Raw genomic sequence first — 20,517 nt, 5'->3', positions numbered from 1 at the left:
CAATCATTTGCGCGGTTTGGCCCGAAGGGTGGGGTCGGCCACTGTTGGATCTTCGGGCCATGGGTGCTTGGGGTAGCGGCCGCGCATGTCTTTGCGGACATCGGCGTAGGAGGAGGCCCAGAAGCCAGGGATATCCATCGTCGTCTGCACCGGGCGGCCTGCGGGGGAGAGCAGGGTCACCCGGAGCGGTTGGCCGGCGACGGTGGGGTGGGTCGTCTGGCCGAACATCTCTTGCAGGCGCAGCGAGATTTCGGGCGCCTCGCCGGAGTAGTCGATCGGGATCGCCCGGCCCAGCGGCGTGGTGAAGGAGGGCGGCGCGGCGCGGTCGAGCGCCTGCATCCCCTCCCAGCCGATGCGGGCCTTGAGGGCTTCGGTGATATCCAGCGCGGCGATGTCGGCGGCGCTGCGGATCTTGCCGAGCCAGGGCAGCAGCCAGTCCTCCGCCTCGGCCAGCAGCGCCTCCTCGGAGCAATCGGGAAGGTCGGGCATGAGGGCTGCGCGGGCGAGCAGGCGGCGGGCCTTGGCACTCACCGGCAGGCCGAGGTCGCGGATGCCATCAAGTGCGGCGGCGGCCAGTGCCTCGTCGGGCGCGTCCTTCCAGTGGCGGTCATCGAGCACCAGCGCGCCGAGGCGCTCCTGACGCCGGGCGACCACCCGGCGCTCGCGCTTGGACCACTCGGCCACGTCATGCCATTCAGTGGCTGCGCCCGGCACGGCGCGTAGCTCGCTCTCGGTGATCGGCAAGGCGAGGCGGATGCGAGCATCGCGGCCCTCGCCCTCGATGTCGGCCACCACGATCAGCCGTTGCCCGGCGAGATCATCCTCCGCCCCCATTTGCGCCCCGCGCCCGCCGGAGAGCAGGAAGCGTGGGGCATCGCCCGGGCGGCGCAGCCCGATGCGGTCGGGGTAGGCGAGGGCGAGGGCCTGCGCTTCGGTGAAGTCCGAGGCGGGGCCAGCGAGCCGGGCGAGGCGTTTTGTTTCTTGGGTGATGCGCTTGAGCGCGCCGCGCGCGGCATCGGGTGCGGAGCCCGGATTGGCGAGTGCTTTCAGTCTCTTGGAAAGGTCTGCACCCGCATTGCGCAGGGGGTCGCGCTCGCCAAGAAGGGCCGCGAGCGGGGCGGCGAAAGGGCCGGCTACCGCGAGCATATGGCCGAGGCGTGGGTGAACGGGCAGGGCTGCCAGCGCCTTGCCGTGTTCTGTGATCCGGCCGGCCTGTAAGGCGCCGAGATCTTCCAACAGCCGCTCGGCAGAGGCCATCGCGCCCTCGGGCGGCGGGGTCAGAAACCGCAGCCCATCGCCACCGCCCCAGAGCGCCAGTTCAAGCACCAGCCCGGTCAGGTCGGCGGCCTCGATTTCGGCGGGCGGGAAGGCAGGCAGGGCGCCGTGGCCGCCCTTCGTCCAGAGCCGGTACACCCGCCCCGCCTCGACGCGCCCCGCGCGCCCGGCCCGCTGGGTGGCCTCGGCGCGGCTGACCGGCTCGGTCACAAGCCGCGACATGCCGGTGCCGGGGTCGAACCGCGCACGGCGAGCGCGGCCTGCATCTACCACCGTGCGGATGCCGGGAATGGTCAGCGAGGTCTCGGCGATGGATGTGGCGAGCACGATCTTGCGCTTCTGGCCAGGGTCGCCGGGCGCGGGTGCGATGGCCTTGCGCTGCTCAGCGAAGGGCATGGCGCCGTAGAGCGGTGCCAGGTAGGCGCCCTTGGGCAGGCGCGGGGCGAGGGCGGCAGCGGTGCGGCGGATCTCGCCCTCGCCGGGCAGGAACACCAGCATGTCGCCCTCGGTCTCGGCCAGCGCTTGCAACACGAGGTCAGCCAGCGGCCCTTCCAGCCGAGCCCCGGCGGGCAGGGGCGCCTCGGCCCAGTGCTCCTCGACCGGAAAGCTGCGGCCCTCGGATGTGACCACCCGCGCTCCGCCCATCAGCTCGGCCACCGGCGCGGCATCAAGCGTGGCTGACATGACGGCGATCTTCAGGTCGGGCCGCAGCGCCTCGCGCGCCTCCAGCGCCAGTGCCAGCCCGAGATCGGCCTGAAGGGAACGCTCGTGGAACTCGTCGAAGATCACTGTGGAGATACCCGTAAGCTCCGGGTCGGATTGGATCATCCGGGTCAGGATGCCCTCTGTCACGACTTCGATCCGTGTCTCTCGGCTCACCTTGGCCTCGCCGCGCATCCGGTAGCCAACGCCCTTCCCGACCTCGGTGCACAGGTTGCTTGCCAACCGTTCGGCGGCCCCACGGGCAGCGAGGCGGCGGGGTTCGAGCATGAGGATACGCCCGGCTTCGGCAAAGCCCGCCTCGAAGAGCGCCACCGGCACCATCGTCGTCTTGCCTGCGCCCGGCGGGGCCTGCAGCACCACCAGCCCATCGGCCTTCAGCGCTGCCACCACCTCGGGCAGGACCGCCTCGATCGGCAAGGGGGCGGAATTGGGGTCGGCAGCGCGGCGCATGGGCTGGACATACCCCGCCGCGCCGGGGCAAACCATTGTAAAACGAGAGGTCACGGGCGTGGAAACGGGCGATCTGGCAGAGCGGGTGATAGCGGGCGAGCGGCGGGCACTGGCGCGGGCGATCACGCTGGTGGAGAGCGCTCGGGCCGATCACCGCGAGGCCGCCGCCGCGCTTGTGAGCGAGGTTGCCAAGGCCGGGCGGCAGGCGCTGCGTATCGGGCTCTCGGGCACGCCGGGCGTGGGCAAAAGTACCTTCATCGAGGCCTTCGGGCTGTTTCTCGTGGACCGGGGCCTGAAGGTGGCGGTGCTGGCGGTGGACCCGTCATCGGCCCGCTCGGGCGGCTCGATCCTGGGGGACAAGACCCGGATGGAGCAGCTTTCGCGCCACCCGATGGCCTTCATCCGGCCTTCGCCCTCGCAGACCCAACTTGGCGGCGTGGCCCGGCGCTCGCGCGAGGCGGTGGCGCTCTGCGAGGCGGCGGGGTTCGATGTGGTGCTGGTTGAGACCGTAGGCGTGGGCCAGTCGGAGACCACAGTGGCCGGTATGGTCGATTTGTTCCTTTTGCTACTGGCGCCGGCGGGCGGCGACGAGTTGCAGGGGGTCAAGCGCGGAATCATGGAGATCGCGGATATCCTGTTGATAAACAAAGCGGATGGCCCGCTGAAAGACGTGGCCCGCCGCACCTGCGCCGACTATGCGGGCGCGCTCCGGCTGCTGCGCAAGCGGCCGCAAGATTCGGAGGGCTTTCCGAAGGCGCTGATGGTCTCAGCGGTGGAAGGGATAGGGCTGGAGGAGGCCTGGGTCGAGATGGAGGCGCTGGCCGGATGGCGGCGCGAGCATGGGCTTTGGGAACGCACGCGGGCGGAGCAGGCGCGGCACTGGTTCGAGGAAGAGGTGCGCCAAGGGCTGCTCCGGCGGCTGACGGATGACAAGGCGCTCTCGGCCCGGATGGGCGAGCTGGGCGAGGAAGTGGCCGGTGGCCGCCGCAGCCCGGCGGAAGCGGCGGAGGAGATCCTGCGCAGACTTGGCGGGTAGAAGGTTTTCCTAAAAAGTAAGTAGGTTACGCGCTAGTTCGAGATCGGGGAAATCCGGCGCGGAGCGATGGGCGTGGCACCCTCCGGCGGGCCGTCAAACCCCTCGACGGCGCGAAGAAAGCCGTTGAACTCGGGGTTCTGCCGGGTCGATTGCCGGGCGGCCTCGATGGTGAGCGCTACCTGTTCGGGCTTCAGCTTGAGGCGTGTGGGGATCTCGTTCAGCTCGCGTTGCATCCCGTCTGGCAGCCCCTCGAAGCTGACCTGCCCGACAAAGAGCTTAACATCGGCGCAGTCCCACCCGGCGGTCGAGCCCCTGATCCGGCGAACCTCGGCGAGCGGCAGGTCGCAGCGGAACTCCACCAGCGCCTGCTGCCAGCGGTCCAGCGTGAGGCGCATGGCATCATATCCGGTGCGGGTGGCCGCCGACATGGAGCTTGTGGCGATGGACATAGCCAGCTGCACGCCGCCCGGGCCGGGTAGTTTTTGCGTCCAGCCGTAATCGGTGCGAACGCCCGCGTTGGCGACGAGAAACAGCATGCGTTCCAGCTTCACCGCCTCTTCGCGGGTCAGCGGGGCATAGGCGTTTTGCGCCCGCGCCCGCTCGACGTTGAGGCCGGTGGTGCCAAAGTTGTCTGTGATGCCGCCGTCCAGCAGCTTCACGAAGCGGGCCTCTTCGGGGTTGGTGTAGCTCTCCAGCGCCCGCGCGTGGGCGCGCATCGCCTCGGAGGCCTCGGGGTTGTAGCGGGCGGCGGTGAGCCAGTCTGGCTCCTGATAGGCGCAGCTCTGCTGGTGGGCCTCCAGCACGATCGGCGAGAACACCAGCGGGAAGGCGGCAGAGGCGGCAACTGCCTCGGAGAGCGGCAGCTTCATCAGGTCGGAGCAGAGCGCATCGAAGGTCTCGGGCGAAAAGAGGAATGTGACGTTATTGGCCACGTCGCTGGCGTTGATCCATGTTTTCACACGGCTTTTTCGGCGCAGGTCGCCAAAGGTGGCACCGCGGAACAGCTCTTCATCCAGAAAGCGGCCGAAGGTCTTGCGGCTGTTGGCACCGCCAGAGAGGCCGCGCACGATGGTCACCGGGTTGAGCGGTGAGTTGGCCATGTATTTCTCGCCGTTCTTGTCGAGATAGGCGCGATATCTGGCCATGCCGCCCGCCCCCGCATAGCCGAACCACGCGGCGGTGACGGAGCCGCCGGAGACGCCTGTGACGAGCCGAACATCGGAGAGGATGCCATCAGGGTCGGCGGGCGTGGCGGTGGCGTCGCGCAGGGCCTCGAGCATGCCGTAGCCGAAGGCCGAGGCCCGCGTGCCGCCGCCCGAGAAGGCGAGGCCGACGAAGGTGGAGCCATCGCCCGGAAGGCTGGCCACATCAACGAGCGTGGGGTTTTTGCCCGAGGTCAAAGGCGTGTTGAGCGGCTCGTTCACCGCTGAGCAGCCGGCGAGCAAAACGGCGGCGGCCAAGGCCGCGACATTTGCCCATGTCATATGACAAGTTCCTGAAAAGCCACGCAACTTCCCCCCGAGCTCTTGTGAGTCACCCCATCTCGGCAGGCAGCTTAGGCCAGGTTATCTGAAGCGAGAAACCCTTTTCTGCCTCCAGCACCCGGAGTTTTGCGCCGTGGCGGGTGGCGATGGCGCGGACGAGAGCGAGCCCGAGGCCGTGGCCTGCCACCTCGCGGTCGCGTTCGGCGCGGGCGAAGCGCTCGAAGACCGCCTCGCGCTCGGCGGCAGGGACGCCGGGGCCGGTGTCGGAGATGCTGAGGATATGGCGCTCCGGACCCTCTTCTAAAGAAATCGTTATGGCATCGCCCGCCCGGCAGAACTTGATGGCGTTGTCGACGAGGTTGGAGAGCAGTTGCGCGATCAGGTTGCGGTCACCGAGCACATTGCAGCCCGCCTCGATCACCGCGCCATATTCCAGCGATTTCTCCTCGGCGAGCGGCTCGTAAAGCTCTGAAACCTCGCGGGTAATCTGGCTGAGGGAGACGGGCACCAAGCCAGTGCCGCCGCCCGAAGCGGCCTCGGCGGAGGAGATTTCGAGCAGGCTGTCGAAGATGCGGACGGTGCCGCGGATCTCGGACGACACGGCGGCGATGGCCTCGGGGTCGCCCTCAAGCTTGTCGAGCTTGCCCTGTATCCGGTTGAGCGGCGTGCGCAGCTCGTGGGCGATGGTGTCGGACAGCCGCCCATGGGCGCGGGTGAGGTGGCCGATCCGGTCGAGCATAGTGTGGATGTGCCGCTCCAGCGCGCCGAACTCGTCATCGGCGCGGGGGCCGGGGAGGCGAGCGGAGAGATCACCGGCGGCGACCTGATCGGCCAGACGGTTAAGGCGATCGATCCGGCGCATGACAAAGCGGGAGGCGAGCCATCCGGCGACGAGGGAAAGGGCCACGAGCACCAGCGCGGTGGCGAAGATCTGCGCCCGTGTGGCGGCCAGCGCGGCCTCGGTCGGCGCGCGGGAACGGGCGACGAGCATGGGGAAGCCGCCGCGCAGCTCGCGGGCGACGCCAAGGTAGGGCGTGCCGGTGAGCGTGAAGGCGACAGGGTCTGTCGCGTCGATCCCGCCGGGCGCTGGGGTCAGCCCCTCAGGCAGCGCGTCGATATTGCCAGCGAGTTTTTCGCCATCCTTGCCTTCGAGCAGGTAGAGCATGCCGGTTTCGGGCGCGGCGGCGGAGCGGAACTCCATCGCCTGCCGGAGCGAGATGATCCGCCGCTGGTCATAGAGCGCCGCCAGCCCGGCCAGATCGGCAGCCAGCAGGCTGCGCTCGCGCCGGTCCAGCTCGGCGGCGGTGGCCCGGTATTGCAGGGCCATCGCGCCGAGCGAAAACACGATCAGAAGGGCCGAAAGGCCGAGGGCGAGGCGGAGCGAGGCCTTGCCGCGTGGTTTTTGCATGCGCCGCCTCAGGCCTCGGGAGCGAAGACATAGCCCTCGCCCCGCGCGGTGATGATGATGGGCCGCCCGGCGGCGGACTCCAGCTTGCGACGCAGCCGCCCGACATGCACATCGACCACGTTGGTCTGCGGATCGAAGTGCAGATTCCAGACATTTTCGAGCAACTGCATCCGGGTCACCGTTTCACCTGCATTGCGGGCGAAAAAGGTAATCAACTCAAACTCTTTCGGGCTGACCGCAACGTGGGTTTGGCCAATGTGAACGGTGCGAGCCTTGAGCCTTATTTCAACATCGCCGAAGGCCATGAGGTCATTGTCGAGCACCACCATCTGGTTGCGGCGCAGAAGGGCCCGGAGGCGGGCCTTCAGCTCGTCGCCGTCGAAGGGCTTGGCGAGGTAATCGTCGGCCCCCTTCTCCAGCCCCTCGATCTTGGCACCGGAGGTGCCGAGCGCCGAGACCACGAGCACCAGCGCCCGCGAGCCGCGCGCGCGCATCTTGGCGATGGCATCCACCCCGTCGCCGCCGGGCAGCATGCGGTCCATCACGATGACGGCGAAATCGGCCAGTTCGGCAGCCTTCAGCCCGCTCTCCCAGTCGCGCATCACGACCGGCTCGCAGCCGAGCGAGGTGACGGCCTCGGAGATGGTTTCGGCGGTGGCGCGGTCATCCTCGACGACGAGGATGCGCGGCGCGGTATCGGCCTGGAGGGCTTCGGGGGCGGTCTGTTCCATGGCCAGCATCTCAGAGCACCACCACGTCGGGGTCAAGCACGTTGCCGCCGCCAACGGGGCGAAGGCGCGGGGTTTTATCCCACGGGTCCAGATAGATGTGCTCTGTCCGGCCTTCGGCATGGCGCACAAGCAACACCACCGGCTCGGTGATCCGCAGCGCGGCCAGGCCGCCCTCGATCTCGGTCAGGGGCTTGCCGTTGACGGCGAGCACCTCGTCGCCCCGGCTGAGACCGGCGAGATAGGCGGGGGAGTTCTCGGAGATATGGGTCACTTCGGCGCCTGAGAGACGCACGCCGAGGCGGGAGAAGGTAAAGGCGGGCCGGGCGGAGGGCAGGCTGGCGCGGTCGATCCCCGCCGTCTCAATATGCTCGCCCCGGTCCAGCGGCATGGTGGCCAGCACCGTCTCGCCGCTGCGCACGACCTGCACGGCGATGCCATCGGAGCCGAGCACCGACTCGACGGCAAAGGCCACGTCGCCGGGCTGCGCCACCTCGCGGCCAGCGACCGAGACGATCACGTCACCGGGGCGGATGCCGGCGCGGTCGGCAGGGGAGGCCTCGGCGACCGAGTCGACGAGCACGCCTTTGGCCGGGATGCCGAGCGCCGCGGCAAGGGCATCATCGATCGGGCGGACCTGGAGGCCGAGAGAGGGCATCTCCTTGAGGGTTCCGGCGATGAGCTGGGGCACGATCCGGTCGAGATCGGCGGCGGAGATGGCATAGGCCACGCCCACGTAGTGCCGGGAGCCATCTGCGATCTGGCTGTTCATCCCGAGCAGATGCCCCGACCCATCGACCAGCGGGCCGCCGGAGCTGCCGGGGTTCACGGCGGCATCATGCTGCACGAGACGGATCGGCACGGCGGCTTCGACCTGCCGGGCCATCGCCGAGATGATGCCGCGGGTGAGGGTGAACTCGATGCCGAGCGGCGCGCCGAGGGCGTAGACTTGCGTGCCGAGGCCGGCGGGCGCGCTGGCGGGCTCCAGCCCCGGGCCGAAGGCGCCATCGACCGCGAGCACGGCGACATCGCGCACATCATCGCGGGCCAGCACCTTGACCTTGCGGCGTTCGCCGGTGGTGCTGACCAGCACCACCTCGCGGGCGCGGCCGACGACATGTGCATTGGTCACCGCCCATGTGCCATCACGCCAGAGAAAGGCGGAGCCGAGGAACCGCTCGTGCCCGTCGGCGGATTTGACGATGAGGGTGGCATCCATCGCCCGGTCGAGCTCTCCGGCCCGCACGGAGACGGGGAGGGCGACCATGACGATGAGGAAGAAGGGGAGAAAGAGGGAGCGCATTTTCGGTGGTCCTTCAGGTGTTTCTGTCTTGCCCCATGGCTAGCAGCGGCTTTTGCGCATGGCCCGTGACAAGTCCCGTCATGAAAGGGCTTTTCCGGTCTGCGCAGTTGATCGGGGTCCGGCTACGGGGCAATCTGAGGCTCGAAAACAACGCTCTTGCTGGAGACCCGATGATGCTGCGTGCGAGTTTGATTGCCCTTACCCTTGCGTTCGCTGCCCCTGCTCATGCGGCGGGCGAACTGCCCCCCCTGCGTGCGATGGAAATGTCGCGCCAACTGTTTGAGGCCGGAGTGGCGGCCCGCGACCCGCTGCTCATGGCGAGCGCCGCACAGCTGCGTAAAGGCGTGGCGGTAGAGGCCGTGGAGCGCGCGGGCAGCGATGGCGAGGCGGTGACGGGCGAGGCCCCGATGAGCTGGGAGGCGATGCTGGACGCGGCCGAGGAGGCAGCGGGCGAAGACGCGGCGATGCTCTCGGTGATCGAGGATATCCGGGTGGCTTCGACCAAGGGCGTCTCGACCGGGCCTGTCTATTCGATCTCGCGGCTGGCGGCCAAGAAGACCGATACCTATCCGCCGCTCCCCTATGACGGCGGCAAGTATGCCGAGGTCTACGTGGAGGGCGGCGGCGGCTCTGACCTGAACCTTTACGTCTATGACGCCAAGGGCCGGCTGGTCTGCTCCGATACCGATATCTCCGACGTGGCCTATTGCGGCTGGCGCCCGGCGAGCTCCGAGGCCTTCACCGTGAAGGTGGAGAACAAGGGCGCCGGCACCAACCGATATTCGCTGATGACGAACTGAGGATTAATCCATGACTCTCAAGGCATTGCTTCTGGCTGGCGTGGCCAGCCTCGCGGCCCTTCCGGCGCTGGCGCGGGAGAACCACGCGCTGCTGGTGGGCGCCTCGACCTATCCGGCGCTGGACGAGAAGTTCTGGCTCAAGGGCCCGGCGAATGACATCGATCTGGTGCAGACCTTTCTGCTGAGCAACGAGACGATCCCGTTCGAGGCCGAAGATGTCATTGTTCTGGCGGATGGAATCGAGGGCAAGCAGGCGCCGACGCTTCAGGCGATCCGCGATGCCTTCAAGGAACTGGCCGAGAAGGTGCAGCCCGGTGACTTTGTTTATCTGCACTTCTCCGGCCACGGCAGCCAGGCCCCAGCGAAAGACCCCGACAGCGAGTTGGACGGGCTGGATGAGCTGTTTCTGCCGGTCGATATCGGGCCGTGGAACGACACGGTGGGCGAGGTCGAGAACGCTTTGGTGGATGACGAAATCGGAGAGCTGATCGGGATGCTCCGGGCCAAGGGCGTGGACGTTTGGGCGGTGTTCGACTCTTGCCATTCGGGCACGGTCACGCGGGCCGCTCCGACCGGCGAGGACGACGAGAAGATGCGCAAGCTGGAGCCTGGCGCGCTGGGCGTGCCGCAGGCGGCGCTGGTGGATGCGGAGGGCACCTCGCGGGGGCTGGAAGACCCGCGTGACAGGGCGGATGCGCCGGTGACCGAGCCGGAGGAACGGCACGAGGGCGCGGGGGCGTTTGTGGCCTTCTTCGCCGCGCAAACCAATGAAACCACACCGGAAAAACTGATGCCGCGCTCCACCAAGGACAGGCTGCAGGGGGTGTTCACCTATACGGTTTTCGAGACCCTCGCGGAGCGGCCCGGCATCACCTATCGGCAGCTCGGGCAAGAGGTGCTGCGGAAGTACTCGGTAAAGAACCTCGCCCGCTCGACGCCGCTGTTTGAGGGCGATCTGGATGGGGTCGTTTTTGGCTCCGGCGAGACGGCGGATGTGCGGCAATGGCCCGCCGAAAAGGGCGAGACCAAGCTGCGGCTGAAGGCCGGGAGCCTGCATGGGCTGGCCAGGGGCGAGCGGCTGGCGGTGATGGCCTCGCCTGCGGATTCAACCGAGGACGCGGTGGGCTATGTGACGGTCGACACGGCCAGCACCTTTGGTGCGACAGCGGTGCTGGAAGACGGCAAGACGCTTGAGGATGTGCCGCGCGGGGCCTTCCTGCGGAAGGTCGATGCGGGGGTGGAACTGACCCTGCGCGTGGCGCTGCCCGAGGGCGACGGCGCGGCGGAGACGAAAATGAAGATGGCCGCGCAAGAGATTGTTGAAAAACAACTTCTCGGCGGGCGGTTCACCTTTGTCGAGCCGGGCGAGGAGGCCGATATCCGGCTTGCCGTTATCCCCGAAAGCCCGCGCCCCGATGCGATCTGGATTCTCGACGGCACGGGGGAGGTGCCGGTGCTGGATACCGGCGCGGGGCCGGTGCTGAACTTTGACACGGTGCCGAGCGTTTCAACCGCCGACAAGGGGCGGGACGATCTGGCCGATGTGATGGCTGAGCAGTTCGCGCATATCGGCAAGGCGCTGAACGTGCTGCGCATCGGCGCAGCGAGCAGCGGCAACGGGCTGAACGTGCCCGTGGAGCTGCACCGTGCGCGATTTGACCTCGACGCGGGTGCGATCGTCGAAGGCAGCCGCGCCCCGATGGACAGTGGCAACGTGCCCCGGATGATCCCCGGTGACACGGTGGGCGTGCGGGTCGAGAACACCACCGATCAGCCACTTGACATAAATGTGCTCTATGTCGGCGCCGACTATTCGATTACATTCATGGACAAGGGACGGATGCAGCCCGGCGGGATCTACAATGAAGACCTGTCGTTAATATCCGATGAATCTTTCGGCCGTGACCGTCTCGTGGTGATCCTTTCGCCTGCGGGGGAGCAGAGCGACGTGGAAGATTTGAGTTTTCTGGAGCAGGATCCGCTGGTGCGGACACGGGCCGTGGGCGGCTCGGCGGAGGGCTTCCGTGGCCTGCTGGACGAAGCTGGATTTGGCCAGAAAACAAGGGCTGCGCTGCCTCTAGGCGGCAAGAAGAAAGGCCCCGAACCTATGATCTTGCAATTCGAGATTGATACCGTGCCGGGTGAGGGTTGAGTGGTGGTGATCTGATCCCGTGAAGGCGCGGTATCAGGCGGAGGGGTTGGGCCAGTTTGGCGGCTCGGCCCCTTCGCTTGTGAGCCATGCGGTGAACGGGTGATCTGCCTCAAGAAGGAAGTCTATCACGTTGAAATGGTGGAGTTCCGGCGCCTCGGTGACCGGCACGCCCCAGGGCAGCGCGTGGGCCTGGTCGATAAATGAGGGCCGTTCGGCGGCGCCAACCAGCACATGCACAGGGATTAACGGCGCGGGCTGATGTGCCGGGCTCTCGGATTTTGCCTCGGATTCAGTGAGTTGCAGCGTGTCGTTCAAGGGCACCTCGCGCAGGGGGGCGAGGTCGGTGAGCGGGGAAATGGGCAGGCATCTGGTGAGGCGGTCGCGGGCGGTGCCGATGTCGAGCGCAGGGTCGAGCATTCGGAGGGCAAGGTGACCCCCGGCGGAATGACCGGTGAGCGCGATTTTTCCACTTGTTTTCAGCGCGATGGCCGAGACGGCGCGTGCGAGGCTGCGGGTGATGTCGGACACCGACACCTCTGGGCACAGCGGATAGGAGGGCATGGCCACGGCCCAGCCGCGGGCGGTGGCCCCGGCGGCGAAGTGCGACCAGTCGGCTCGCGAAAAGGCGCGCCAGAAGCCGCCGTGGATATAGATCAACGTGCCTTCGGGCTTTGCGGATTGTGGGTAGAAAAGATCATACTTCTCAGATGGATGCTCGCCATAGCTCACGTTGAGGCGAGCGCGGCCGAGCGCGGTTTCGACGCTGCGATACTCCCGCGCGGCCTCGGCCCAGCGGTCGGGATAGGCGGCGCCGTCTGGGATGAAAGGCGCGTTGTCGAAGGCGGTCGGGTCGGTCATTTGAAGGGCTTTGCGTTTTTGTCGGTATGGCGGGGGCGAAACTGCGTTAACCGTGAATTTGCTGAATGCACATTCGATGCACAACTGATGCACATCCTATGCATACGACAAAAATGCAAAACGGCCAGAGGTTAACGGTGCGAACGCTGGGCCGGGAGGGTGCGCATTGACTGCGCACCCTGCGGGGACGGGTCAGACGCCGTAGGGGATCCAGACCGTCTTGATCTCGGTCGCGGCGGCCAGCATCTCGCGGCCCTCAGTGGCGGGGTCGGCCCAGTCGGGGAAGAGCGAGAGGGTGCGCTTGAGGTTGCCCGTGCTGGCCTTCTCGATGGCGGCGGTGAGGTCGGGGGAGGAGAAGTTCCAGACAGAGTCCACTTCCATGTGCTCGGCGAGGGTCTTGGCGAGGTCGGCGTGGGGGCCGGTGACGATGTTGACCACGCCGCCGGGGACATCGGAGGTGTCGAGCAGCTGGTAGAAGTCGGTCGCGACCAGCGGGAAGGGCTCGGAGGGGCAGGCGACGATGCGGTTGCCCATTGCGATGGCGGGGCCGATGGCGCTGACGAGGCCGAGGAGCGGCTGGGCGGGCGAGCAGAGGGCGCCGATGACGCCGCAGGGCTCGTTGAAGGCGACGGCGGTGCCGCGCAGGGGGACGGGCTTGGCGGCGCCGTCCAGCTTGTCGGCCCAGGCGGCGTAGGCGAAGAGGCGGGAGATGGCGGCTTCGACTTCGGCGGTGCCGGATTTGCCGGTGAGGGCCTTGATCCGGTTCGCGAATTCGGGCGCGCGAGCGGAGAGGTTTTCGGCAAGGTAGAAGAGGATCTGGGCGCGGAGGTGGGCGGAGGACTTGGCCCAGCCTTTGGCGGCGGCGGCGGCTTCGACGGCGTTGCGGATGTCCTTGCGGGAGCCGGTGCCAACGTGGCCGAGCAGGTCGCCCTTGGGGCCGTGGATGGCGGTAGAGTAGCCGCTGTCGGGGCGGGCCTGCTTGCCGCCGACATACATCTTGGCGGTGCGGTCGAGCGGGTCGGCGGGGGCGCCGGTGCCCTCGAAGGGTTGCGGGGTGGCGGCTTTCTTCGGGGCTTTGGCGGGCTTGGAGTAGGCGAGCAGGCCCTCCCAGCCGCCTTCGCGCCCGAAGCCGGACTCGCGGACCCCGCCGAAGCCAGCGGCGGCGTCGAACATGTTGGTGCCGTTGATCCAGACCACCCCTGCGGCGAGTTGCGGGGCGACGTGGAGGGCGAGGTTTATGTTTTCGGACCAGAGGGTTGCGGCGAGGCCGTAGCGGGTGTTGTTGGCGAGTTGGATCGCTTCGTCGGGGGTGCGGAAGGTGCAGGAGACGAGGACGGGGCCGAAGATTTCTTCCTGCATCAGGGTGGAAGACGGGGCGAGGCCGGTGATGAGGGTGGGGGGGTAGAAGCATCCCTCCGGGCAGGGGGTTTGGGCGACGTAGGTTTCGCCCTCGGTGTTGGCGGCGACCATGTCGGTGATGGTCTTCAGCTGGGTCGGGTCGACCACGGCGCCCACGTCGATGCACTTGTCGAGCGGATCGCCAATGCGGAGGCCGTCCATTCGGGCCTTGAGCTTGGTGTGGAAGGCGTCGGCGATGCCCTCCTGCACGAGGAGGCGGGAGCCGGCGCAGCAGACCTGGCCCTGGTTGAACCAGATGGCATCGACGAGGCCTTCGACGGCGGAGTCAATGTCGGCGTCTTCGAAGACGATGTAGGGGGACTTGCCGCCGAGCTCGAGGGTGAGGGGGATGCCCCGGCCCGCGGTGGCCTCGCGGATGCGGCGGCCGACCGCGGTGGAGCCGGTGAAGGCGAGTTTGTCGACGGGGGCGGCGACGAGGGCTTCGCCGGTGGCGCCGTCGCCGGTGACGATGTTGAGGACACCAGCGGGGAGGCCGGCCTCTTGCGTGATTTCGGCGAAGAGGAGGGCGGTGAGGGAGGTGTATTCAGCCGGTTTGAGGACAACGGTGTTGCCCATGGCGAGGGCGGGCGCGACCTTCCATGCCAGCATCAGGAGCGGGAAGTTCCACGGGATGATCTGGCCTGCAACGCCGAGGGGCGCGCGGTCTGGCAGCTCGGTGGGGGCCAGTTGGGCGTGGCCTGCGTGGTAGTAGAAGTGGCGGATGGCGAGTGGCACGTCGATGTCGCGGGACTCGCGGATGGGTTTGCCGTTGTCGAGGGTTTCGAGCACGGCGAAGAGGCGGGAGTGCTTTTGCAGCAGACGGGCGAGGGCGTAGAGATACTTGGCGCGCTGGTGGCCGGAGAGGGCGGCCCATTTGGGCTGGGCCTTGCGGGCGGCTTTGACGGCCTTCTCAACGTCCTTGGCGGTGCCTTGGGTGAGGGTGGCCAGCTTGTCGCCGGTGGCGGGGTTGCGGCTGAGGAAGCCCTTGGCGGGCTTCTGGAATGCGCCGTCGATGAAGTGGCCGAACTTGCGGTTGTGCTTGTCGAGCCATGCGGCGGCCTCCGAGGCGGACTCGGGGGCGGGGCCGTAGGCGAGGGTTTCGAAGATTTCGGGGACGTTCATGGTTTCTGAAAACTCCTGTTGGTCCCTACGGACGCGCCCATGTCGTAAAGCGCTTCAGCGACGACTTCGTGGAACATCCTCAGCCGCCCCTCTGTGCATTTTCGGCGCACTTCGCTCGCGACTTCGGTCACGTGCTCCTGCCGGAATCCGTTCTTTTCGTCTATGGCGTGCTCGTACATCGCGGCAGTCGCCATCGCACCCCACACATACCCAGATATAACTAAGTCTCTCGATGCCGCCGGGTCATCCATTACCTTGCCGCAAGGGGCTGCTCCTATGCCTCTAACTTCATACTCAAAGCCGGATGAAGCTTGGGCATAGAGCGAACACGGAGTTGCGAACATGAACAAGGTAAGAGAACCAGCGACGTTCTTTAGCCATGTGGACGCCACTTCGCTCATCCCATCGCGTGCCGGTAGGAGGCCGAGTAGGCGCCGGTGGTGTGGTGTTCGAGTTGGCGTTCGATGTCGCCCAGCAGGGAGGAGGCGCCGAAGCGGAAGAGGTCGGGCTGGACCCAGCGGGGGCCGAGTTCGTCCTTCAGGAGGGCGAGGTAGAGCAGCGCGTCTTTCGCCTTGGAGATGCCGCCGGCGGGCTTGTAGCCGACGCGGTGGCCGGTGGCGTCGAAGTAATCGCGGATGGCGCGGATCATCACGAGGCTGACGGGCAGGGTGGCGTTGACGCTTTCTTTACCCGTCGAGGTTTTGATGAAGTCGGCGCCGGCCATCATGCAGACGAGGCTGGCGCGGGCGACGTTTTGCAGTGTGCCCAGCTCGCCGGTGGCGAGGATCGCCTTCACGTGGGCGGGGCCGCAGGCGGCGCGGAAGGCCTTCATCTCGTCATACAAAGCCTGCCAGTTGCCGGTGAGCACGTGGCGGCGGGAGATGACGATGTCGATCTCCTCGGCCCCGGCCTTCACGCTTTCTTCGATCTCGGCGAGGCGGAGGTGGAAGGGGGAGAGGCCAGCGGGGAAGCCGGTGGAGACGGCGGCGACGGGGATGCCGGAGCCACGTAGCGCCTCGACGGCGGTTGGCACCATGTCGTGGTAAACGCAGATGGCGCCGGTGGTGATGCCTTCCATCCCGAGCGCCTTCAGGAGGTCGGCGCGGACGGGTTGGCGCGCCTTGGCGCAGAGGCGTTTGACCCGGCCCTCGGTGTCGTCGCCCGCAAGCGTGGTGAGGTCGATCAGGGTGATCGCCTTGCAGAGCCACGCGGCCTGAAACGCCTTTTTCACCGAGCGGCGGCCCGGAAGCGTGGCGGCGCGGCGCTCGATGGCGGAGGTGTTGGCCTGGGCGCGCAGGACCCAATCCATATCCAGCTCCATGCCCGGATTGCGGGCGAGGGTGAGCTGCGGCAGTTGGGCCGTTGCAGCCGGGCTCTCGGCTTTGGTGGTCGCGGGCTTTTCAGACACGGGGCGGGCCTCCTCGGGGGAAAGCGTGGCATGGGGCGATTGGGTTGTCCACGGGATGGTTTTTACCAAGTGGTCAAATATGGGGCAAGAGGGGGGTCTCGCGGTTGTGGAGTGCTCGCCCGGCGCGGGCGCAAGGATGACGCGCGGGCGGCGGAGGGCAGATTGCCCAGCCTACGGGATTGCGCTAATCGGTGGCCAACCCAAACGGAGCCACGCCCATGCCCTTCGACCGTTCGATCAAGATCGCCCCCTCCATCCTCGCCGCCGATTTTGCCGCCTTCGGGGCGGAATGCGAGGCCGCAGAGGCGCAAGGGGCCGACTGGATCCACGTGGACGTGATGGACGGGCATTTTGTGCCGAACCTCACCTTTGGCCCGGCGATGTGCAAGGCGCTGCGCCCGCATATCAAGGGGGTGATGGACGTGCATCTGATGATAGCGCCGGTGGACCCCTATATCGACGCCTTCGCCGAGGCGGGGGCCGATGTACTGACGGCGCATGTCGAGGCGGGGCCGCATATTCACCGCACGCTTCAGGCGATCCGCGCGGCGGGCGTGCGCCCCGGCGTGGCGCTGAACCCCGGCACCCCGGCGGAGGCAGTGCGCGATGTGCTCGGGCTCGTGGACCTCGTTTGCGTGATGACGGTGAACCCCGGCTTCGGCGGGCAGAAGTTCATCGACATGGGCGACAAGATCCGCGCCCTGCGCGAGATGATCGGCGACCGCGAGATCCATATCGAGATCGACGGCGGGGTGGACCCGAAGACCGCGCCGCTGGTGGCGGGCGCGGGGGCCGATGTGCTGGTGGCCGGCTCGGCGGTGTTCAAGGGTGGCTCGGTGGCCAACCCGGCACCCTACGGCGAGAACATCCGGGCGATCCGCGCGGCGGCGGCTGGATAAACCTGCATTCGCGGAAAAGCTTCCTTAACATTCCTCTGTCACATCTCCGGCCAAACTGAGCTTGGAGTAGTGACATGGGTTTTGCAGGATTCGGGCGCAGCCGGGTGAAGGAGGCGGACCCGCTGGCCCTTCTGGGCGGGGCGGTACAGGCGACCTACGCGGTGATCTGGTTCAGGCCCGACGGCATGATCCTCGATGCGAACGAGAATTTCTGCGCCGCCACCGGCTACGCGCGCGAAGAGATCGTGGGCCAGCATCACCGGATGTTCGTGCAAAAGCGCTACGGGGCCAGCGATGACTACAAGGCTTTCTGGGAGCGACTCGCACGGGGCGAGAGCTTTACCGCCACCTTCCCGCGCATCGCCAAGGGCGACCGGAATATCTGGATCGAGGCGGCCTATGTGCCGATCCGGGGTGCCGGGGGCGAGGTGGAGAAAGTGGTGAAATTCGCCACCGATGTTACCGCGCGCGAGTTCGAGGCGATCAAGGCCAAGAGTCGGCTGACCGCGCTGGACCGGAGCCAGGCGGTAATCGAGTTCGAGCCCGATGGCACCATCGTCACCGCCAATGCCAACTTTCTCGATGCGGTGGGCTACGAGCTGGAGGAAATTCGCGGCAAGCATCACCGGATGTTCTTGCGCGAGGATATGCGAGAAGACCCGGAGTACCTGCATTTCTGGAGCGATCTGGCCAAGGGCGAGGCCAAGCTGGGCAAATTCCGCCGCTTCGGAAAGGGCGGGCGCGAGATGTGGTTGGAGGCGACCTACAACCCGATTATCGATGCGCGCGGGCAGGTGGTGAAGGTGGTGAAATTCGCCGCTGATATCACCGACACGCGGGTTCAGGCGATCGACTCGCAGGGCCAGCTTGCCGCGCTGAGCCGGAGCCAGGCGGTGATCGAGTTTGACCCGGACGGCACGATCCGGAAGGCCAACGAGAATTTTCTCGCCGTGACCGGCTACGAGGAAAGCGAGATCCTGGGCCAGCACCACCGGATGTTCATGCATCCGGATGAGGCCGCCGGGGAGGGCTATGCAGCCTTCTGGGAGGCGCTGGCGGGAGGCACGTTTCAGGCCGGTCAATACCGGCGGATCACCAGCAGCGGTGCGGAAATCTGGATCGAGGCGAGCTACAACCCGATCCTGGACACCGATGGCAAGGTGGCCAAGGTGGTGAAGTTTGCCACCGACATCACCGGCCAGAAGCGCGCGATCCGCGCGTTTCAGGATGCGGTGACGGGGCTGGCGGGCCATGACCTGAGCGTGCAGATCGGGGTCGACGTGCCGGAGGAATTCGTGCGGCTGAAGGAGGAGTTCAACGTCTCGGTTCGGGCGCTGGCCGAGGTGATCTCGGGGATCTCCGACCGGGCGACCGCGATCCTGACGGAAACCGGCCAGATATCCGCCTCGGCCCGCGACCTCAGCATGCGCACCGAGAAGCAGGCCGCCGCGCTCGAAGAGACCGCCGCCGCGCTGGACGAGATGACCTCGTCGGTGCGCGGCGCGGCGGGCAATGCCGACGAGGCCGCGAAAACCGCGCAATCGGCGGAGGAGAGCACGGCAACCGGGCTGGAGATGTCACGCAAGGCGGTGGAGGCGATGAAGGAGATCGCGGCGAGCTCCGAGCAGGTCTCCAGCATCACAGGGGTGATCGACGAGATCGCCTTCCAGACCAACCTGCTGGCGCTCAATGCGGGCGTCGAGGCAGCGCGGGCGGGCGAAAGCGGCCGCGGCTTTGCGGTGGTGGCCTCGGAGGTGCGGCAACTCGCGCTGCGCTCATCCGACAGCTCCCGCGAGATTGCCCAACTGGTGGCTTCCACCTTCGAGCGGATTCAGGCCGGAGTGAAACTGGTGGATGACAGCGGCTCGGCGCTGGAGCAGATCGCGGGCTACGTGCAGGACATCCGCGGCAAGGTCGCCAGCCTCGCCACCTCCTCGCAGGAGCAGTCGGTCGGGCTGGACGAAATCAACACCGCGGTGAACGAGTTGGACCGCGGCACCCAGCAGAACGCCGCGATGTTCGAAGAGACCAGCGCCGCGACGCAGGCCCTGGAACGCGAGGCGGAAACCCTGTCGGGCAGCACGCGGCAGTTCCGGTTCACCGCGCCGCCCGAAGGGCGAGGCGCAGACATGAAACCTGAAGCGCCGCCGAAGGTGGCGCAGCACAGCCGATAGCCGCGCGTCAGCGCGGCCTCCGATGAGCCGCCGCGCAAGCGGCGCCCGCTTGGCCCGCCGTGCCGAAGGCGCGGCCCAAGAAAAGCCCGCATCGCACCAAAGAAAAAGGGCCCTGCCAGCGGTGGCAGAGCCCTCGTTTGCGTGACCGCCGGCCAGGCCCTCGCCCCGCCGGCGGTGGACGCCCTTACTGCGGGATCTCGCCTTCGAGGCCTTCGACGTAGAAGTTCATCCCCGCCAGCGTGCCGTCATCGGCGGTTTCGCCATCGGCCAGCCAGTCGGAGCCGTCCTGCTTTTTGATCGGGCCGGTGAAGGGGTGATACTCACCGGAGGCGATGGACGCCTGGAGCGCCTCGGCCTCAGCCTTCACCTCGGCTGGCACCTTGTCGGTGATTTCGCCGATGCCGACCATGCCCGGGCCGATGCCGTCCCATGTGTTGGTCGACTCCCAGGTGCCATCCATCACCGCCTTAGTGCGGGCGATGTAGTAGGGCGCCCAGTTGTCGATGATCGACGACACGCGGGGCCCGTCCTTGTACTCGGCCATGTCGGACGCCTGCCCGAAGCCGATCACGTTGCCCGCCTCGGCGGCTGCCGCGAGCGGGGCGGTGGAGTCGGTGTGCTGCAGGATCACGTCGGCGCCCTGCTCGATCAGCACCTTGGCGGCGTCGGCCTCCTTGGCCGGGTTGAACCACTCGTAGACCCAGACGATCTTGAACTGCACGTCAGGGTTGACCTTTTTGGCGTGGATGTAGGCGGAGTTGATGCCGCGCACCACCTCGGGGATCGGCACCGAGCCGATGTAGCCGATCACGTTGCTCTCGGTCATGTGGCCCGCGATGGTGCCCTGCACGGCGCGGCCCTCGTAGAAGCGGGCGGAATAGACCGAGACGTTGGGCGCGGTCTTGTAGCCGGTGGCGTGCTCGAACTTCACGTCCGGAAACTTGGCGGCCACGTTGATGGTGGGGTCCATGTAGCCGAAGGAGGTGGTGAAGATGAGGTCGGCGCCGTCGAGCGCCATCTGGGTGATGACGCGCTCGGCATCGGGGCCTTCGGGCACGTTCTCGACATAGACGGTTTCGACCGCATCGCCGAACTCGGCCTCGACGGCCTTGCGGCCCTGATCGTGCTCGTAGGTCCAGCCGCCGTCGCCGACCGGGCCGACGTAGACGAAGCCGACCTTGGTTTTGTCTTGGGCCAGCGCGGGCGTGGCGGCGAGCGCCAGCGCGGCGACGGCGCCTTTGAGGAGGGTTCTTTTTTTCATGTGGATTGCTCCCTGTTGAGTGGTTGGTGGATGCCCCG

Annotated in this window: 15 protein-coding genes; 5 read left to right on the top strand and 10 right to left on the bottom strand. The window is 67.2% G+C overall.

Going from position 1 to position 20,517, the window contains the following annotated elements; all coding sequences use genetic code 11:
• Nucleotides 1-3: 3 nt before the first annotated feature.
• Nucleotides 4-2,448: an ATP-dependent helicase HrpB gene (gene hrpB, locus ACUXVX_RS17775; RefSeq protein ID WP_446309358.1), complete on the bottom strand. Its 2,445-nt coding sequence runs from the start codon at nt 2,446-2,448 to the stop codon at nt 4-6.
• Between the two features lie 58 nt (nt 2,449-2,506).
• Here hrpB and meaB point away from each other — a divergent pair, with 58 nt between their 5' ends.
• Nucleotides 2,507-3,484 (top strand): methylmalonyl Co-A mutase-associated GTPase MeaB, encoded by a 978-nt coding sequence (gene meaB, locus ACUXVX_RS17770; RefSeq protein WP_446311563.1) that lies wholly within the window; start codon nt 2,507-2,509, stop codon nt 3,482-3,484.
• A 32-nt stretch (nt 3,485-3,516) separates the two neighbouring features.
• On the opposite strand, the gene ACUXVX_RS17765 is transcribed toward meaB, so the two are convergent.
• The 4 genes from ACUXVX_RS17765 to ACUXVX_RS17750 are packed head-to-tail and all read right to left on the bottom strand — an operon-like array spanning nt 3,517 to nt 8,407.
• Nucleotides 3,517-4,968: a patatin-like phospholipase family protein gene (locus tag ACUXVX_RS17765; RefSeq protein ID WP_446309357.1), complete on the bottom strand. Its 1,452-nt coding sequence runs from the start codon at nt 4,966-4,968 to the stop codon at nt 3,517-3,519.
• 49 nt (nt 4,969-5,017) lie between these two features.
• A complete protein-coding gene (locus ACUXVX_RS17760; RefSeq protein ID WP_446309356.1) occupies nt 5,018-6,376 on the bottom strand; it encodes a sensor histidine kinase in 1,359 nt (452 codons plus the stop codon).
• Between the two features lie 8 nt (nt 6,377-6,384).
• Nucleotides 6,385-7,107 carry a response regulator transcription factor gene (locus ACUXVX_RS17755; protein ID WP_446309355.1) on the bottom strand — a complete coding sequence of 241 codons (723 nt, stop codon included), beginning with the start codon at nt 7,105-7,107 and terminating at the stop codon, nt 6,385-6,387.
• A gap of 10 nt (nt 7,108-7,117) precedes the next feature.
• The gene (locus ACUXVX_RS17750; RefSeq protein WP_446309354.1) at nt 7,118-8,407 is read right to left on the bottom strand and encodes a trypsin-like peptidase domain-containing protein; all 1,290 of its coding nucleotides are present in this window, start codon (nt 8,405-8,407) and stop codon (nt 7,118-7,120) included.
• A gap of 173 nt (nt 8,408-8,580) precedes the next feature.
• Here ACUXVX_RS17750 and ACUXVX_RS17745 point away from each other — a divergent pair, with 173 nt between their 5' ends.
• Both ACUXVX_RS17745 and ACUXVX_RS17740 read left to right on the top strand, forming a co-directional pair.
• Entirely contained in the window at nt 8,581-9,207 is a 627-nt protein-coding gene (locus tag ACUXVX_RS17745; protein ID WP_446309353.1) for a hypothetical protein, read from the top strand.
• Between the two features lie 10 nt (nt 9,208-9,217).
• Nucleotides 9,218-11,359, top strand: coding sequence for a caspase family protein (locus ACUXVX_RS17740; protein WP_446309352.1), 2,142 nt, complete (start codon nt 9,218-9,220; stop codon nt 11,357-11,359).
• Between the two features lie 33 nt (nt 11,360-11,392).
• Here ACUXVX_RS17740 and ACUXVX_RS17735 read toward each other — a convergent pair whose 3' ends face one another.
• The 4 genes from ACUXVX_RS17735 to deoC form a co-directional block, all read right to left on the bottom strand.
• Nucleotides 11,393-12,217 carry an alpha/beta hydrolase gene (locus tag ACUXVX_RS17735; protein ID WP_446309351.1) on the bottom strand — a complete coding sequence of 275 codons (825 nt, stop codon included), beginning with the start codon at nt 12,215-12,217 and terminating at the stop codon, nt 11,393-11,395.
• Between the two features lie 192 nt (nt 12,218-12,409).
• Nucleotides 12,410-14,737 (bottom strand): aldehyde dehydrogenase family protein, encoded by a 2,328-nt coding sequence (locus tag ACUXVX_RS17730; RefSeq protein WP_446309350.1) that lies wholly within the window; start codon nt 14,735-14,737, stop codon nt 12,410-12,412.
• The gene (locus ACUXVX_RS17725) at nt 14,734-15,138 is read right to left on the bottom strand and encodes a hypothetical protein (protein ID WP_446309349.1); all 405 of its coding nucleotides are present in this window, start codon (nt 15,136-15,138) and stop codon (nt 14,734-14,736) included. Before ACUXVX_RS17725 ends, ACUXVX_RS17730 begins: the two co-directional genes overlap by 4 nt.
• The gene (gene deoC / locus ACUXVX_RS17720; protein WP_446309348.1) at nt 15,135-16,145 is read right to left on the bottom strand and encodes a deoxyribose-phosphate aldolase; all 1,011 of its coding nucleotides are present in this window, start codon (nt 16,143-16,145) and stop codon (nt 15,135-15,137) included. Before deoC ends, ACUXVX_RS17725 begins: the two co-directional genes overlap by 4 nt.
• Before the next feature lie 218 nt (nt 16,146-16,363).
• On the opposite strand from deoC, the gene rpe reads away from it, so the two are divergent.
• Together rpe and ACUXVX_RS17710 are read left to right on the top strand one after the other, a co-directional pair.
• Entirely contained in the window at nt 16,364-17,044 is a 681-nt protein-coding gene (rpe, locus tag ACUXVX_RS17715) for a ribulose-phosphate 3-epimerase (RefSeq protein ID WP_222468323.1), read from the top strand.
• A 74-nt stretch (nt 17,045-17,118) separates the two neighbouring features.
• Nucleotides 17,119-19,218 carry a methyl-accepting chemotaxis protein gene (locus ACUXVX_RS17710; RefSeq protein ID WP_446309347.1) on the top strand — a complete coding sequence of 700 codons (2,100 nt, stop codon included), beginning with the start codon at nt 17,119-17,121 and terminating at the stop codon, nt 19,216-19,218.
• 184 nt (nt 19,219-19,402) lie between these two features.
• Here the strand turns inward: ACUXVX_RS17710 and ACUXVX_RS17705 are convergent, their stop codons facing one another.
• Nucleotides 19,403-20,479, bottom strand: coding sequence for a BMP family ABC transporter substrate-binding protein (locus tag ACUXVX_RS17705; protein WP_446309346.1), 1,077 nt, complete (start codon nt 20,477-20,479; stop codon nt 19,403-19,405).
• Between the last annotated feature and the right edge of the window lie 38 nt (nt 20,480-20,517).

The sequence above is a fragment of the Vannielia sp. SX4 genome (assembly GCF_052828525.1).
The sequence above is the reverse complement of the archived record's forward strand: the minus strand, read 5'-3'. Positions and strand labels throughout refer to the sequence as shown.

Coding starts and splice junctions, on each gene's coding strand:
- ACUXVX_RS17760 (WP_446309356.1), bottom strand. CDS start 6,376: ATGCAAAAACCACGCGGCAAGGCCTCGCTCCGCCTCGCCCTCGGCCTT.
- ACUXVX_RS17725 (WP_446309349.1), bottom strand. CDS start 15,138: ATGAGCGAAGTGGCGTCCACATGGCTAAAGAACGTCGCTGGTTCTCTT.
- ACUXVX_RS17730 (WP_446309350.1), bottom strand. CDS start 14,737: ATGAACGTCCCCGAAATCTTCGAAACCCTCGCCTACGGCCCCGCCCCC.
- ACUXVX_RS17745 (WP_446309353.1), top strand. CDS start 8,581: ATGCTGCGTGCGAGTTTGATTGCCCTTACCCTTGCGTTCGCTGCCCCT.
- ACUXVX_RS17750 (WP_446309354.1), bottom strand. CDS start 8,407: ATGCGCTCCCTCTTTCTCCCCTTCTTCCTCATCGTCATGGTCGCCCTC.
- ACUXVX_RS17705 (WP_446309346.1), bottom strand. CDS start 20,479: ATGAAAAAAAGAACCCTCCTCAAAGGCGCCGTCGCCGCGCTGGCGCTC.
- hrpB (WP_446309358.1), bottom strand. CDS start 2,448: ATGCGCCGCGCTGCCGACCCCAATTCCGCCCCCTTGCCGATCGAGGCG.
- rpe (WP_222468323.1), top strand. CDS start 16,364: ATGCCCTTCGACCGTTCGATCAAGATCGCCCCCTCCATCCTCGCCGCC.
- ACUXVX_RS17765 (WP_446309357.1), bottom strand. CDS start 4,968: ATGACATGGGCAAATGTCGCGGCCTTGGCCGCCGCCGTTTTGCTCGCC.
- ACUXVX_RS17710 (WP_446309347.1), top strand. CDS start 17,119: ATGGGTTTTGCAGGATTCGGGCGCAGCCGGGTGAAGGAGGCGGACCCG.
- ACUXVX_RS17755 (WP_446309355.1), bottom strand. CDS start 7,107: ATGGAACAGACCGCCCCCGAAGCCCTCCAGGCCGATACCGCGCCGCGC.
- ACUXVX_RS17735 (WP_446309351.1), bottom strand. CDS start 12,217: ATGACCGACCCGACCGCCTTCGACAACGCGCCTTTCATCCCAGACGGC.
- ACUXVX_RS17740 (WP_446309352.1), top strand. CDS start 9,218: ATGACTCTCAAGGCATTGCTTCTGGCTGGCGTGGCCAGCCTCGCGGCC.